13 protein-coding genes are annotated in these 16,384 nt (G+C 60.0%); all 13 read left to right on the forward strand.

All coding sequences use genetic code 11. The features are described 5' to 3' along the window. The first annotated feature begins 34 nt into the window (after positions 1–34). The 13 genes from BUB69_RS25140 to BUB69_RS25200 all read left to right on the forward strand — a co-directional run bounded on the left by BUB69_RS25140 (position 35) and on the right by BUB69_RS25200 (position 16,295). Positions 35–1,438: a polynucleotide adenylyltransferase PcnB gene (locus BUB69_RS25140; RefSeq protein WP_073172173.1), complete on the forward strand. Its 1,404-nt coding sequence runs from the start codon at positions 35–37 to the stop codon at positions 1,436–1,438. Then, on the forward strand, positions 1,431–1,952 hold the full coding sequence (gene folK, locus BUB69_RS25145; RefSeq protein WP_240033491.1) for a 2-amino-4-hydroxy-6-hydroxymethyldihydropteridine diphosphokinase: 522 nt from the start codon (positions 1,431–1,433) through the stop codon (positions 1,950–1,952). The genes BUB69_RS25140 and folK overlap by 8 nt, the downstream gene beginning before the upstream one ends. 233 nt (positions 1,953–2,185) lie before the next feature. Then, entirely contained in the window at positions 2,186–2,986 is an 801-nt protein-coding gene (panB, locus tag BUB69_RS25150; RefSeq protein WP_073172179.1) for a 3-methyl-2-oxobutanoate hydroxymethyltransferase, read from the forward strand. Continuing rightward, a complete protein-coding gene (gene panC / locus BUB69_RS25155; RefSeq protein ID WP_073172182.1) occupies positions 2,983–3,834 on the forward strand; it encodes a pantoate--beta-alanine ligase in 852 nt (283 codons plus the stop codon). The genes panB and panC overlap by 4 nt, the downstream gene beginning before the upstream one ends. Positions 3,835–3,841: 7 nt before the next feature. Further along, positions 3,842–4,222, forward strand: coding sequence for an aspartate 1-decarboxylase (panD, locus tag BUB69_RS25160; RefSeq protein WP_024685480.1), 381 nt, complete (start codon positions 3,842–3,844; stop codon positions 4,220–4,222). A gap of 197 nt (positions 4,223–4,419) precedes the next feature. Then, positions 4,420–6,084, forward strand: a complete 1,665-nt coding sequence (pgi, locus tag BUB69_RS25165; protein ID WP_024685479.1) for a glucose-6-phosphate isomerase — start codon at positions 4,420–4,422, stop codon at positions 6,082–6,084. A gap of 198 nt (positions 6,085–6,282) precedes the next feature. Next, positions 6,283–8,220 carry an acetate--CoA ligase gene (gene acs, locus BUB69_RS25170; RefSeq protein ID WP_073172185.1) on the forward strand — a complete coding sequence of 646 codons (1,938 nt, stop codon included), beginning with the start codon at positions 6,283–6,285 and terminating at the stop codon, positions 8,218–8,220. Between the two features lie 50 nt (positions 8,221–8,270). After that, entirely contained in the window at positions 8,271–9,137 is an 867-nt protein-coding gene (locus BUB69_RS25175; RefSeq protein ID WP_073172188.1) for an oxygenase MpaB family protein, read from the forward strand. Between the two features lie 125 nt (positions 9,138–9,262). Continuing rightward, complete coding sequence (locus tag BUB69_RS25180) at positions 9,263–10,441, forward strand: acetyl-CoA C-acetyltransferase (RefSeq protein ID WP_073172191.1); 1,179 nt, start codon at positions 9,263–9,265, stop codon at positions 10,439–10,441. Between the two features lie 521 nt (positions 10,442–10,962). After that, entirely contained in the window at positions 10,963–11,421 is a 459-nt protein-coding gene (locus BUB69_RS25185) for an REP-associated tyrosine transposase (protein ID WP_073172194.1), read from the forward strand. Between the two features lie 423 nt (positions 11,422–11,844). Then, positions 11,845–12,861: a class I SAM-dependent rRNA methyltransferase gene (locus BUB69_RS25190; RefSeq protein WP_073172198.1), complete on the forward strand. Its 1,017-nt coding sequence runs from the start codon at positions 11,845–11,847 to the stop codon at positions 12,859–12,861. Between the two features lie 109 nt (positions 12,862–12,970). Continuing rightward, positions 12,971–15,961 (forward strand): DUF748 domain-containing protein, encoded by a 2,991-nt coding sequence (locus BUB69_RS25195; protein WP_073172201.1) that lies wholly within the window; start codon positions 12,971–12,973, stop codon positions 15,959–15,961. Then, positions 15,921–16,295, forward strand: a complete 375-nt coding sequence (locus BUB69_RS25200) for a DUF2845 domain-containing protein (RefSeq protein ID WP_073172204.1) — start codon at positions 15,921–15,923, stop codon at positions 16,293–16,295. Before BUB69_RS25195 ends, BUB69_RS25200 begins: the two co-directional genes overlap by 41 nt. Positions 16,296–16,384 lie beyond the last annotated feature (89 nt).

Genomic DNA, 16,384 nt, shown 5'->3' on the forward strand with positions numbered 1-16,384 from the left:
TTTTGGCCGAATATTCCTTCAAACAGTGCATCCCATGCTGAAGAAGTTGTTCCAGTCATTTCGTTCCCCACTGCGCAAGCCGCAGCAACACACGCGCACCACGCCTGAAGTGCTCAACAGCAGCCAGCATTCGCTGCAACGCAGCCAGTTCAGCCGCTATGCCGTCAACATCGTCGAGCGTCTGCAAACTGCAGGCTATCAGGCCTACCTGGTCGGTGGCTGCGTACGCGACATGATGCTCAATATCACGCCCAAGGATTTCGACGTCGCCACCAGCGCCACGCCGGAACAAGTGCGTGCAGAATTTCGCAACGCACGCATCATTGGCCGCCGGTTCAAGCTGGTGCACATTCACTTCGGTCGCGAGATCATCGAAGTCGCCACCTTCCGCGCCAATCATCCACAGGATGACGAAGAAGAGGACAGCAATCAGTCCTCGCGCAACGAAAGCGGTCGCATCCTGCGTGACAACGTATACGGCACCCTTGAGGAAGACGCCCAGCGTCGCGACTTCACGATCAATGCCTTGTATTACGATCCAGTGACCGAACGCGTACTGGATTACGCCAATGGCGTACATGACATCCGCAATCGTCTGATCCGCCTGATCGGCGATCCAGAACAGCGCTACAAGGAAGACCCGGTGCGCATGCTGCGCGCCGTGCGCTTCGCCGCCAAGCTGGATTTCGGCATTGAAAAGCACAGCGCCCTGCCGATCCGTCCGCTGGCCCCTATGCTGCGTGATATTCCGTCGGCGCGTCTGTTCGAAGAAGTCCTCAAGCTGTTCCTGTCCGGCCACGCCGCATCGACCTTCGAGATGCTGGTGGACCTTGAGCTGTTCGAACCGTTGTTCCCCGCCAGCTCCAAGGCGCTGGAATACAACCCGACGTACACCCATACCCTGATCAGTAATGCGCTGATCAACACGGACTTGCGCATCAAGCAGAACAAACCGGTCACCCCGGCGTTTCTGTTTGCCGCCTTGCTATGGCCAGCGTTGCCCGCCAAGGTGCTGCGCGCTCAGGAACGTGGCATGCCGCCGATCGCTGCAATGCAGGAAGCGGCGCACGAGCTGATCATTGAGCAATGTCAGCGCATCGCAATTCCAAAGCGTTTCACGATGCCGATCCGCGAGATCTGGGACATGCAGGAGCGTCTGCCGCGCCGTTCGGGCAAGCGGGCCGACCTGTTGCTCGACAATTCGCGCTTCCGCGCCGGTTACGACTTCCTGCTGCTGCGCGAATCCGCAGGCGAACAGACCGACGGTCTGGGCCAGTGGTGGACCGATTACCAGGAATGCAACGAAAGCGAGCGCCGCGAGATGATCCGCGACCTGAGCGGCAAGCCTGAAGCGGCCGGAGCAGCGCCACGCAAACGCCGGCGCAGCAGCGGCGCGAAGCGCAAGCGCACCGATGGCGAGACAGCCGGCGGTGAATAAGACGTTATCGAGTCCTGCATCGTTGACGGTCGAACGCGTCTACATCGGCCTGGGCAGTAATCTTGCTGACCCGGCGGAGCAATTGCGCAGCGCACTCAAGGCGCTGGAGCAGTTGCCGGACAGTCAACTGGCGGGCGTCTCATCGTTCTATGTCAGTGACTCGCTGCTCCCCGGCCAGCCGCGCTTCACCAACGCAGTCGCCGCGCTGGACACCACCCTTGCGCCGCTTGTCTTGCTCGATGCCCTTCAATCCATAGAACTGGATCAGGGCCGCGAGCGCCACGAACGCTGGGGGCCTCGCACGCTGGACCTCGACATCCTGCTGTTCGGCAATCGCCTGATCGACGAACCCCGCCTGAAAGTGCCGCATTACCACATGCAGGCCAGGCCATTCGTGCTCTATCCGCTGGCCGAACTGACCCCGCGGCTGACGCTGGCCGACGGCCGCGAACTGAATCAGATGCTGGATGATTGCCCCTTCGTCGGCCTGGAACGTTTACCCTCTCAGGCATAGTGTCTTACTGCCACTCGTTACCCGCGTTGTAACCGCCCCGGCAAACGGGTAACACCTGCATTTGACTTCATGCCCCCTCCTCACGAAGATAGGCCTCCCGCCGCCACCCCCGTGGCGAACGGGCGCGAAACAGGCCTTTGCAAAACACCGCGACACGACGGTGTGCCTGCTTTTCCAGGATGACTCTCACGCGCTGAGTGCCGCAGTTTTCAGCGCCTGATGGAGGACTTTACATGCCGAACATAACTGTTACGTCGCTGCTGGGTATGAAACAGAAAGGTGAAAAGATCACCATGCTGACCTGCTACGACGCAACCTTCGCCCACGCTGCCAGCCAGGCGGGCGTCGAAGTGCTGCTGATAGGCGACTCGCTGGGCATGGTCCTGCAGGGTCACGACAGCACGCTGCCTGTCACCACTGCGGAAATGGCGTACCACGTGGCCTGCGTCAAGCGCGGCAATCAGGGTGCATTGATCCTCGCGGACCTGCCGTTCATGGCCAACGCCACGCTGGAACAGACCTTCATCAACAGCACCACGCTGATGCAGGCTGGCGCGCACATGGTCAAGGTCGAAGGCGCTGCCTGGCTGGCGGAGTCGATCCGCCTGCTGGCAGAGCGCGGCATTCCGGTATGCGCCCACATGGGCCTGACCCCGCAGTCGGTCAATGTGCTGGGCGGCTACAAGGTGCAGGGTCGGCTGGAGACACAGGCGCGCCAGATGCGCGCTGACGCCATTACCCTGGAGCAGGCCGGTGCGGCGATGATCCTGCTTGAATGCGTGCCGAGCGAACTGGCCGAGGAAATCACCCAGGCGGTGAAGATCCCGGTTATCGGCATTGGCGCAGGCAGCGCCACCGATGGTCAGGTACTGGTACTGCACGACATGCTGGGCCTGTCCATCACCGGACGGGTGCCCAAGTTCGTGAAGAACTTCATGGTCGGCCAGCCTGACATCCAGTCGGCCATCCAGGCTTATGTAGCGGCTGTCAAAAGTGCCAGCTTCCCTGCACCCGAACACGGATTCTCGGCATGATCACTGTCTCCACTGTCACAGAACTGCGCGCAGCGGTTGCCCAGGCACGCCGGGAAGGCAAGCGCATCGGTCTGACGCCGACCATGGGCAACCTGCACAGCGGTCATGCCGCATTGGTGACCCGAGCGACCCAGTGCGCCGACTTCGTGGTCGCGACCATTTTCGTCAACCCGCTGCAGTTCGGCGCCAACGAGGATCTGGCCACGTATCCGCGCACATTGGCAGCGGATCAAGACAGGCTGGTGCAGGCAGGCTGTGACCTGCTGTTTACACCAACTGTCGACGAGATGTACCCCAATGGCATGGGCGAGCAGACGCTGGTCAGCGTGCCGGTCGTCTCCGAAGGCCTGTGCGGTGCCAGCCGTCCCGGCCATTTCGATGGCGTCGCGACCGTCGTCAGCAAGCTGTTCAACATGGTCCAGCCGGACGTGGCGATATTCGGCGAGAAGGACTTTCAGCAACTGGCGGTCATTCGCGCCATGGTGCGTGACCTGAACATGCCGATCCAGATCATTGGCGAGCCGACAGTGCGCGCCGACGACGGTCTGGCATTGTCCTCGCGCAATGGTTACCTGAGCGAAGAACAACGGGCTGCTGCCCCTGCGCTGTACCGGGTACTTCGCCAGACAGCTGACGCCATCAATGCTGGCGAGCAGGACCTGGACAGCCTGCTGCAGCGCGGCCGATCGGCGCTGGAGGCAGCAGGCTTTCGCATCGACTATTTCGAGATACGCGAAGCCGCCAGCCTGCGTCCAGCCTCTGTGCAGGACCGCGACCTGGTCGTGATCGCTGCCGCGTTCATGGGCAAGACCCGCCTGATCGACAATCTGCACCTGATCAAGGAATAACGACCCGATGCACACCGTGATGCTCAAAGCCAAACTGCACCGCGCCGAAGTCACCCACGCCGTACTCGACTACGAGGGTTCGTGCGCCATTGATGGCGAGTGGCTGGACCTGTCGGGAATTCGCGAGTACGAACAGATCCAGATCTATAACATCGACAACGGCGAGCGCTTCACCACTTACGCCATCCGCGGTGAAGACGGCTCACGCATGATCTCGGTAAACGGCGCCGCCGCCCACAAGGCAAAAGTCGGCGACCGGGTGATCATCTGCGCCTATGCTCACTACAGCGAGGCAGAGCTGGAGAATTTCAAGCCGCGCATGCTGTACATGTCGCCTGGCAATGAACTAAGCCACACCAGCAATGCCATACCGGTACAGTTTGCGTAACTGAAACCCGACAGCATTCGAGCGAAACGCCCCGCGTTCCGGTGTGAAATAGTACCGGGCTCAGGTATGGCGAAGCGCAGACAAACAGGTAGACGAGGGGGTAGTCTGCGTCATGTGGCCGAAGGGTCATTTCGCGACCTCGCTTCATATAGCCTGATAATGTCCAAGACAGACCCAGAGAAAGGAAACCCGCAGCGATGGCGTACTACCGCACTTCTTCCGACGTGACCGCCCTGCCCGCCTGGCAGGCGCTGAGTCAGCACCGCAAAGCCATGCAGGATTTCAGCATGCGCGACGCGTTCATCACCGATCCGCAGCGCTTCAGCCAGTTCACGCTCAGCAGCAGCGGCCTCTTTCTCGATTACTCCAAAAACCTGATTACTGCCCAGACACGCGACCTGCTGGTAAGCCTGGCCAACGAAGTGGGCCTGAAAGACGCGATAAAGGCACAGTATGACGGCGAACTGGTCAACGCCTCCGAAGGCCGCCCTGCGCTCCACACCGCGCTGCGTCGCCCGGTAGGCGACAAGCTGAAAGTCAACGGCGTCGATGTGATTCCGGATGTACATCGTGTTCTGAACCAGATGACCGAGCTGGTCGGGCGCATTCACGACGGCCTGTGGCGCGGTTACACCGAAAAGCCGATCACCGACGTGGTCAATATCGGCATCGGCGGCTCTTTCCTGGGCCCCGAGCTGGTCTCCGAAGCGCTGGTTGCCTACGCGCACAAGGGCGTGCGCTGTCATTACCTGGCGAACATCGACGGCAGTGAGTTTCATGAGCTGTCGATGAAGATTCGTGCCGAGACCACGCTGTTCATCGTTTCGTCGAAGTCGTTCAACACCCTTGAAACCCTGAAAAACGCTCAGGCAGCACGCGCATGGTATCTGGCGCAGGGTGGCTCCGAGAGCGAACTGCATCGTCACTTTATCGCCGTATCGAGCAACAACGCCGCAGCCGTAGCGTTCGGTATCCGTGAAGAAAACATTTTCCCGATGTGGGACTGGGTCGGCGGTCGTTACTCGCTGTGGTCGGCGATCGGTCTGCCTATCGCGCTGGCCATCGGCATGTCCAACTTCAAGGAACTGCTGTCGGGTGCCTACACCATGGACCAGCATTTCCAGAGCGCGCCGTTCGAACAGAACATGCCGGTGCTGCTGGCCCTGCTGGGCGTGTGGTACGGCAACTTCTGGGGCGCGCAGAGCCACGCGATCCTGCCGTACGACCATTACCTGCGCAACATCACCAAGCACTTGCAACAGCTGGATATGGAATCCAACGGCAAGAGCGTGCGCCAGGACGGCACGCCGGTGTCCACCGACACCGGTCCCGTGATCTGGGGCGGCGTGGGTGCGAACGGTCAGCATGCGTATCACCAGTTGCTGCACCAGGGTACCCAGATGATCCCGGCCGACTTCATCGTGCCGATCGTCAGCTTCAACCCGGTCGCCGACCACCATCAGTGGCTGTACGCCAACTGCCTGTCGCAGAGCCAGGCGCTGATGATGGGCAAGACCCACGCTGAAGCTGAAGCCGAGCTGCGCGAAAAAGGCATGAGCGAAGAAGAGGTGCAGAAGCTGGCGCCGCACAAGGTCATTCCTGGCAACCGTCCAAGCAACACGCTGGTCGTCGAACGTATCAGCCCGCGTCGTCTTGGCGCGCTGGTGGCCATGTATGAACACAAGGTGTTCGTGCAGAGCGTGATCTGGGGCACCAACGCCTTCGATCAGTGGGGCGTCGAGCTGGGCAAGGAAATGGGCAAGGCGGTGTACCAGCGTCTGACTGGCGGCACTGAAGAGCCGGCTGACGATGCATCGACTCAAGGCTTGATCAACTACTTCCGTGGTCGTCACCGCGGCTGATGGCTTGATCTGACAGCGCCCACACCGGGCGCTGTCAGAAAAGCTGGCTCAGTGAATCCAACACCCGTGGGAGCCTGCTGCCACGGGCGGCCTGGGCCGCCGCGCAGGGCGCAGGAAACGCCAAACCTCCTCTTGTATTGAACCCCTCTCCCCACGCATGACTCCCATTTCTGTGGATCACAGAATAAGGACGCCGTCATGTTCGATATCAGCGCTTTCCCCAAGGCCGACGCTGTACGCAAAGATGCGCAACTCAGTGAAGCCGACTATCAACGTCTCTACCGCCAATCGATAGATGACCCTGATACATTCTGGGCTGAACAGGCCAGACGCTTTATTGACTGGTCAGCGCCCTGGAGCCAGGTGCATCAGGCAGACCTGAAGACCGGAGAAGCCACCTGGTTCAAGGGCGGCACACTCAACGTCAGTCACAATTGCATCGACCGTCATTTAGCGGATCGGGCCGATCAGATAGCAATTATCTGGGAAGGTGACGACCCTTCTGAATCTGCAGAAATCACTTACAAAAAACTGCACCACCACGTTGCCCGCCTGGCAAACGTGTTGAAAAGGCGCGGTGTGAAAAAAGGCGACCGCGTGTGCCTTTACATGCCCATGATTCCCGAAGCCGCCTACGCCATGCTGGCTTGCGCACGAATCGGAGCGGTGCATTCGGTGGTATTTGGCGGATTCTCACCCGATGCCTTGCGCGACCGGATTCTGGACGCCGACTGCCGCACTGTCATTACCGCTGACGAAGGCATCCGCGGCGGCAAGTACATCCCGCTCAAGGCCAATGTCGACAAGGCACTCCAGAGCTGCCCGGATGTGAGCACAGTGGTGGTGGTAGAACGCACGCAGGGTGAGGTCGACTGGGTGAAAGGCCGGGACATCTGGTACCACGAAGCGATTCACGGGGTCGGCGACGACTGCCCGCCGGAGCCAATGGATGCTGAAGACCCGCTGTTCATTCTGTACACCTCCGGTAGCACCGGCAAACCCAAGGGCGTGCTGCACACGACCGGTGGCTACCTGTTGCAGGCGGCCATGACGCACAAGTACGTATTCGACTACCGCGACGGCGAGGTTTTCTGGTGCACCGCAGATGTCGGCTGGGTCACCGGGCACAGCTATATCGTCTATGGGCCGCTGGCCAATGGTGCAACCACGTTGATGTTCGAGGGAGTGCCCAACTATCCCGACACGTCCCGCTTCTGGAAGGTCATCGACAAGCACAACGTCAATATTTTCTACACCGCGCCCACCGCCCTTCGCGCCCTGATGCGTGAAGGCTCAGGCCCGCTGCAAGGCTCGTCCCGCGAGAGCCTGCGTGTGCTGGGCAGCGTAGGCGAACCGATCAACCCGGAAGCCTGGGAATGGTATTTCCATCACGTGGGCAAGGAACGCTGCCCCATCGTCGATACCTGGTGGCAGACCGAAACCGGCGGCATCATGCTGACGCCGCTCACGGCTTTCAGCAGGATCAAGCCCGGATGCGCCACCGCCCCGATGTTTGGTGTACAACCGGTGCTGCTTGACGAACAAGGTAAGGAAATCGACGGCCCCGGCAGTGGTCTGCTGGCGATCAAGGCCAGTTGGCCAGGGCAGATTCGCAGTGTGTACGGCGATCCGCAGCGGATGATCGACACCTACTTCAAGCCCTTCCCCGGCTATTACTTCACCGGCGACGGCGCGCGACGCGATGAGGACGGCGATTACTGGATCACCGGCCGGGTGGACGACGTGATCAATGTTTCCGGGCATCGCATCGGCACGGCCGAGGTTGAAAGCGCGTTGGTGTTGCATGACAACATTGCCGAAGCCGCCGTAGTGGGCTATCCCCACGACGTCAAAGGCATGGGCATCTACGCGTTCGTCACCCCCATCAACGGGATCGATCCCGATGAAGCCCTCAAAAAGGAACTGCTCAGCCACGTCAGCAAGGAAATCGGCAGCTTCGCCAAGCCGGATCATATCCAGTGGGCGAACGCACTGCCCAAGACCCGCTCGGGCAAGATCATGCGTCGTATCCTGCGCAAGATTGCCTGCAACGAACTCGACAGCCTGGGCGATACGTCCACACTGGCCGATCCGGGCGTTGTGGACGACCTGATCGACAAACGCTTGAATCGCTGAAGCGCGCAAGGCATGGTCAGCGCCGCACGCTGTATCGAGCATGAGGAAACATGGAATTCATCCGCAGTCGTATCGAAACGCAAGTCATCAGCCTGACCGGCCTGTCACTTGGGCAACTGGACCTGGAAAACCCCAAGGGTGATCCGGGTCTGTTCGGCCCGCAGAGTGTGTGCTGGCGAGTCCATAGTGACTTCACGAGTATGCTGGTCGGCGGCATCAGCGCCTTGATGTTACAGGCGCTGCATCCTTTGGCGCTGGCGGGGATCTGGGATCACTCCAACTTCCGCGATGACATGCTCGGGCGACTGCGGCGAACGGGGCAGTTTCTGTCCGGCACCACGTTCGGTTCGACGCAGGACGCCAACTGGCTGATCGAAAAAGTACGCACTATCCACCTGAAGATCACCGGAACCGCTCCAGACGGTCGTCCCTATGCGGCCAGCGACCCGGATTTGCTGACCTGGGTGCATGTGGCAGAAGTCAGCAGTTTTCTGGCCGCACACCTGCGTTACCTCAACCCTGGACTGTCCCTGCCTGATCAGGATGCTTATTACGCTGAAACGGCCTTGATCGCCGAGCGGCTTGGCGCGCGGAACGTGCCACGTTCGCGTCACGCCATCGCCGCCTATCTTGAGGGTGTGCGTGAACAGCTGGTGTGCGACGCGCGCAGCCGGGAAGTGCTGCGCCTGCTACTGAACGCCCCTGCGCCCAACTGGCTGGCCAAGCCCTTTGGCGTGCTGATGATGCAGGCCGGCATCGAGCTGCTGCCGGTCTGGGCAAGCGACCTGCTCGATGTGCCGCAAGGGCCACTGAAACGAAAGGTGATTCGCCTGGGCGTGAACCACTGCGCGCCGATTCTTCGCTGGGCCGTGCGCGACGGCTCGTCTCATCGGGCGAAACGACGAATGGGGCTTTGACCCGGACAGAAAGTGACCATCGGGTTCGCAGTTGGAAGGTTCATCCCCATCTGTGACACCATGAGCCATGTGATCACGGCAGGCCCGACAAGGCTCGCCCTCCAAAAACAATGAGGATCCGCACCATGCAAGACGTCGTTATCGTTGCCGCCACGCGCACCGCTGTGGGCAGCTTCCAGGGCTCACTGGCCACTGTTTGCGCTGTTGATCTGGGCGCGGCGGTCATTCGCCAGCTGCTGACACAGACCGGCGTGGACGGCGCGCAGGTCGATGAGGTCATCATGGGCCAGGTGCTGACGGCCGGTGCCGGGCAGAACCCTGCTCGTCAGGCCGCGATCAAGGCCGGGCTGCCGTTCGCGGTACCCGCCATGACCCTGAACAAAGTCTGCGGCTCGGGCCTCAAGGCGTTGCACCTGGCTACTCAGGCGATCCGCTGCGGCGACGCCGAGATCATCATCGCGGGCGGCCAGGAAAACATGAGCCTGGCCAACTACGTCCTGCCCGGTGCGCGGACCGGCCTGCGCATGGGCCACGCAACCATGGTCGACACCATGATCAGCGACGGTCTCTGGGACGCCTTCAACGACTATCACATGGGTATCACGGCCGAGAATCTGGCCGAGAAGTACGAAATCAGCCGTGAAGCCCAGGATGCGTTCGCCGCTTCATCCCAGCAAAAAGCGATTGCCGCCATTGAGGGTGGCCGATTTGTCGACGAAATCACCCCGATCCTGATTCCTCAACGCAAAGGCGATCCGCTGTCCTTCGCCACCGATGAACAGCCGCGCGCAGGTACTACGGCCGAGTCGCTCTCCAAGCTCAAGCCCGCGTTCAAGAAGGATGGCACGGTGACCGCCGGTAACGCGTCATCCCTCAACGACGGCGCTGCGGCCGTGATGCTGATGAGCGCCACGAAGGCCGAGGAACTGGGCCTTACCGTACTGGCGCGTATTGCAGGCTACGCCAACGCAGGCGTAGACCCTGCGATCATGGGCATCGGCCCGGTCAGCGCCACCCGCCGCTGCCTGGACAAGGCAGGCTGGACGCTGGAACAACTGGACCTCATCGAAGCCAACGAAGCCTTTGCTGCGCAGTCGCTGTCGGTCGGCAAGGAATTGGGACTGGATCCGGCGAAGCTCAACGTCAACGGTGGCGCCATCGCCATCGGCCACCCGATCGGTGCCTCAGGCTGCCGCGTGCTGGTCACCCTGTTGCACGAAATGGTCAAACGCGACGCCAAAAAAGGCCTTGCGACCCTGTGCATCGGCGGCGGCCAGGGCGTGGCATTGGCATTGGCGCGCTGAACGACGCGCACTCACTGAAGCAAGCCTGATCACCAGGGTTTGATTTTAAACGATACATCCTCGGCGCCCGCTCCGATGTCTTCATGGACAAGTCCATTCCCACCTTTGGAATACATTTCAAAGCGGGACGCGGACTTGTCCGCGAAGGCGTCATTCCTGGCGATGCATCCCGCCGTCTGCACCGGCCCTTTCGTGGACAAGTCCACTCCTACCCTTGGAATACACTTCAAAGTGGGATGCGGACTTGTCCGCGAAGGGGTCATTCCTGGCGATGCATAACGGCGTCTGTACCGGCCCTTGCGTGAACAAGTCCATTCCCAGCTTTGGAATACATTTCAAAGGTGGGATGCGGACTTGTCCGCGAAGGCGTCATTCCAAGCACCATATCCTCCGTGCAAACACCCTCTCTAGGGCAGAGGCTCCGCTGCGGCTTGGGCGCTTACACTCAGAAAGACTTTACTCCTACACCCGCAGAGTCATGGACTAACGTTTAGCTCCTGGAAAATACTGAGGGCAAGGGAATGCCTGCTCATGCTGAATCGCGACGCTTGCGCAAGGGTAGATACTCGGAAATTGGCCAGATTTACCTAGTGACCTCGGTGGTCAGAAAGCGCGAACCCGTATTCAATGATTTACTTATGGGCCGCTTGCTCGTACGTGAACTGAGGCGCTGCGAAGAACAGAAACTGGCAAGAACTTTGGCGTGGGTTGTGATGCCTGACCACTTCCATTGGCTTTTTGAACTTCAGGACAAAAGTTTGTCCGGGGTTGTACAGCAGTTAAAGGCGCGAAGCTCAATCGCAGTGGGAAAACTAAAGCCGGAGCAGACGCCATTATGGCAGCCGGGCTACCACGATAAGGCGATCCGCAAGGAGCAGGACCTTGTTGGAGTTGCGCGCTACGTTGTAGCCAACCCTATACGAGCCGGTCTGGTTACCAAGCTAGGCGACTATTCGTTGTGGGATGCCATTTGGATTTGATGACCTTTTTTGCCAAGGCCTCGTTTCAAGCGATGCATCCCGTCGTCTGCACCGGCCCTTTCGTGGACAAGTCCACTCCTACACCTGGAATACATCTCAAAGTGGATGCGGACTTGTCCGCGAAGGCGTCATGCCGGGCGATGCATCCCGTCGTCTGTAACGGCCCTTTCGTGGACAAGTCCATTCCCACCTTTGGAATACATTTCAAAGCGGGACGCGGACTTGTCCGCGAAGGCGTCATTCCGAACGATGCATCACGGCGTCTGTAACGGCCCTTTCGTGGACAAGTCCACTCCTACCCTTGGAATACATTTGAAAGTGGGATGCGGACTTGTCCGCGAAGGCGTCATTTGTAGCGATGCCTATCCAGCCTGTCAGTAACTGTTAAACTCCCGCGCCTCATTCCAGCCCGAGGCGCGTTGTATGTCTTCCTTGAATCAGGCGCTCAGCGTCGCCCTCGATAATCGTCAGCGTCTGTTAGCCGAACTGCACGAGCAAGGCACCGACTGCTATCGCCTTTTCCATGGCAGTCAGGAGGGTGCAAGCGGCCTGACCATTGACCGATATGGACCGCAATTGCTGGTGCAGAGCTTTCATACCTCTCTGGAGCGCGACACACTGCTGGCGCTGCACGCACAGGTCAATCGCTGGCTGGAGCTGGAAACCCTGCTGGTCTACAACGACCGTTCGCAAGGCAATTCACGCATCGACCGTCAGGACGCCGTGTACAAGGCCGAAGATGCCGCTCTGCAGGATCAGGTCGGTCACGAGTGGGGCCTGAACTATCGGGTTCGCGGTCGTCACGCAGGCCAGGACCCATTACTGTTTCTCGACCTGCGCAACACGCGTGGCTGGGTCAAGCAGCACAGTGCAGGCAAGCGGGTTCTGAACCTGTTCGCCTATACCTGCGGCGTCGGCCTGAGTGCCGCGGCGGGTGGCGCGAGCGAAGTGTGCAACCTGGACTTCGCCGAGGGCAATCTGGCCGTCGGCCGTGAGAATGGTGCGTTGAATCCGCAGTTGCCGACCATGCAATTCATCCAGTCGGACTATTTTCCGGCGATACGCCAACTGGCCGGCCTGCCGGTATCGGCGCGGCGAAGCCAGAAACTGCCCGATTACATCAAGCTGCAGCCACGTCAGTACGATCTGGTGCTCCTGGACCCACCCGCGTGGGCAAAGAGTGCGTTCGGCACCGTCGACCTGCTGCGCGACTATCAGAGCCTGCTCAAGCCTGCCCTGTTAAGCACCGCAGAGGATGGTGTGCTGATCTGCTGTAACAACCTGGCCAAGGTCAGCATGGACGACTGGCGCGAACAGGTGCTGCGCTGCGCCACGAAAGCAGGTCGTCCGGTGCGTGAGTGGCAGGTGATGCGGCCGGCCGAGGACTTTCCTTCCATGGACAACCAGCCACCGCTGAAAACCCTGATTCTGCAATTCTAGTTCGCACGTGATACCAGAAACTTCCTACGAGCAAGGTCGGCATTGCCTTGGGAACCGAACAGGCATGCCATACTCCAAGGACCTCCAAAAGAGCGAGATGTCGTAGCCCATGTCCAGAGGTTTGAAAATCACACTCGGCTCCCTGCTGACCGTGGTCGTGCTCTACAGTTTGTTGGGGTTTTTCATCCTCCCGGGGATCGCCTTGCGGGTCGCGAACCAACAGTTGGCCGCTTATTCGACAGCGCCGGCGAAAATCGAGCGACTTGAGTTCAACCCCTACACGCTGGAGGTGACCCTCTGGGGCCTGAACATCGGCACGCCCGGCAAGGAGCAGATCGCCTTCGAGAAGCTTTACGCCAATCTCCAGCTCGACAGTCTCTGGACCCGTGCCTTGCATCTGCAGCGCATTGAGCTTCTTCAGCCCAAGACCGAGCTGCTGTTCGACAAGCAAGGCAAGCTGAACCTGACGCAGCTGTTCACGTTTCCGGCCAGCGAGCCTGTCAAGGACGAGCCGCCGAGCAAACCTTTTCCGCTGCGTATCGACGAAATCAAGCTGGCGGGCGGCTATCTGCATTTTCGCGACCTGCGCCCCAGCGAGCCCATTGAATTCCTCTACGACAAGCTGAATTTCGAGCTGAAAAACCTCAGCACCCTGCCTGAAGACAATGCCGACATGACGCTGGTGGCGGCAGGCCCCGATGGCGGGCAGATCGACTGGGTGGGACGTATCAGCCTGGTGCCGATCACCTCCGAAGGCACCCTGAAGATCACTGACGGCAAGATGAAGCTCTGGTGGCCTTACGTACGTGACGCACTGCCGCTCGCTCTGCAGGATGGCGTACTGAATTTCAGCACCGCCTACTCTCTCAATCTGGCCAAAGACACCGAGCTCAAGTTGACCCAGTTGTCGGCAAGCGTTGCACCTTTCGGCCTGAATGCGCCCGATGGCCGCCCGCTGGTGCGCCTCAAACGCCTGGATGTCAGCGAAACAACGGTTGATCTGGCCAGACAGCACGTCAACGTCGGCAAGATCCGCAGTCAAGGTCTGGAAACCTGGGCCGCCCGTGAAGCGGACGGTCAACTGGACTGGCAGAAGCTGTTTGCCAGCAAGCCCGGCACGCCTGCGCCTGCGCAAAAACCGCCGGTGGATGAGAAAGCCGCCGAGCCCGCGCCGGTTACCGACACATCGGCCAAGGCGACGGCGACAGCCCGCTCCGAAAAACCCGGGAAGCCCTGGCAAGTCGTGCTGCGCGACGTGCAACTGCGCAACTATCAGGTCCATCTGGCCGACCGTGTGCCTACAGAGCCAGTGGCTCTGGACGTCGGCCCGCTAAATCTGGACGTGCAGAACTTCGACAGCCTGAACACATCGCCCTTTACCCTCAAACTTGATACTGGCCTGGGCAAGCAAGGCAATCTGGCGGCAGCTGGTGAGGTCAACCTCAACCCTGTCACTGCCCGCCTGAATGTCACCACGCGCGACATCGACCTGCGACTGGCTCAGGCTTACATCAGCCCATTCATAAAGCTGGAAATGCGCAGCGGCATGCTGGGCAGTGACCTTGCGGTCAACCTCAAAAGCACCGAGCCCCTGGCGTTCAGCGTGACCGGCAAGGCACAGGTCAATCAGCTTCATACGCTCGACACCCTGAAACAACGAGACTTCGTCAAGTGGGAGAAGCTTGAACTGGAAGGCCTGGACTATCAGCACGGCGCCATGCTGTCGATTGCCAAGGTCAACATGCAGCAGCCTTATGCCCGCTTCATGATCAACGACGACCGCACCACCAATGTCGACGACCTGCTGATCCCGCAGCCCGACGACGGGAAACCGGCTGCGAAGACGGCCGGTAAAACCACGGCCAAAAACACGTCCAAACCCGCCAACGAGAATCCGTTGGGCATTTATGTAGGTGAGGTGAACATCAAGGACGGTTCGGCCAATTTTGCCGACCTGACCCTGACGCCGAACTTCTCTACGGCCGTGCAGCAACTCAACGGACGCATTGGCACCATCGACAATCGCCAGTCGAAACCGGCTCCGGTGAACATCGAAGGCAAGGTCGATCGCTATGCGCCGGTCACGATCAAAGGCAGTCTCAACCCGTTTGATCCGATGGCCAGCCTGGACATCGCGACCAGCTTCAAACGGGTCGAGCTGACCACACTGACGCCTTACTCCGGCAAGTTCGCCGGCTTCAGGATTCGTAAAGGCCGACTGAACCTTGACCTGCACTACCTCATCACCAACGGCCAGTTGAAGGCACAGAACAAGGTGCTGGTGGAGCAGCTGCAACTGGGTGAGAAAGTCGACAGTCCGGATGCGGTCGATCTGCCGATTCGGCTGGCGGTCGCGCTGCTCAAGGATACCCAGGGGCGGATCTCCATCGAGCTACCCGTCGAGGGTGATCTGAACAACCCGCAGTTCAGCGTTATGCCGATTGTCTGGCAGACCCTGCGCAACCTGGTCCTGCGTGCGGCACAGGCGCCGTTCAAGATGCTGGGCGGTCTGGTATCGGGTGGCAGCTCAGAGGACCTCGGCAATGTGAGCTTTGCGCCTGGCTCCAGTGAGCTGAGCGCCGACACGCAAAAGGCGTTGGACAAGCTCTCGGCGGCCCTCAAGGAGCGCCCTGCCCTCAAGCTTGAGATCGAAGGCACCAGCGCGGCCAGCAGCGACGGTCCGCTGATCGCCCAGCAACGACTCGAGCGGGAATACCAGGCCACGTACTACAAGATTCTTCAGCGTCGTGGCGACAAGGTGCCTGCCCGTGCAGCGCTGCTGCAAGTACCGGATGGCGAGAAGCCACCGATGCTGGAAGGCATCTACAGAGCGCGTCTGAAGCAGCAGCCGCCGGCTGAGTGGGCAAATCTGGGCAAGGAAGAACGTAGTAATCAGATGCGCGCCGCGATACTGAAATTCTGGAGCGGCAATGAAGTGTTACTGCGTGAACTGGGCCAGGACCGGGCGAGCAGCATCAAGGACTATCTGGTCGATAAAGGCAAGCTGGAGGACGAGCGCGTCTACTTTGTCGATGCCCGATTGGGTCAGGCTCAGCCGGATGGTAAAGTCGTCAGCCCATTGCACCTGGATAGCGAATAACTCATTGGCCTTTTTCCGAAGCAAAGCGCTTGTCAGCCTGACCCTCGCCGTCGTTGCCGGGTCAGCGGTCCTCAACGTACAGGCGGCCTCCACATTGCGCTGTGGTAGCCAACTGGTCAGTGCAGGCGACAGGGCATTCGAGGTTCAGCAGAAGTGTGGTGAGCCTGTCAGCCAGGAGATAGTGGGCTCCAAGGAGACATTCAACAACACTTACCGGCGCTCGGAATCGGTCAACATCGAAGAGTGGATCTACGGCCCGAATAACGGCATGTATCAATATCTGCGTTTTGAAGGCGGCCGCCTCACGAGCATCGAGAGCAAACGCGGCAACTAAGCCTCCTCATATATTTTCCTTCCCCACAATAGAACAGGCCCCGACTCTAGAGTCGGGGCCTGTAATGGCTACATCCTTGTAGCCTCGCA

The sequence above is a fragment of the Pseudomonas asturiensis genome (assembly GCF_900143095.1).
Classification (GTDB): Bacteria; Pseudomonadota; Gammaproteobacteria; order Pseudomonadales; family Pseudomonadaceae; genus Aquipseudomonas; species Aquipseudomonas asturiensis.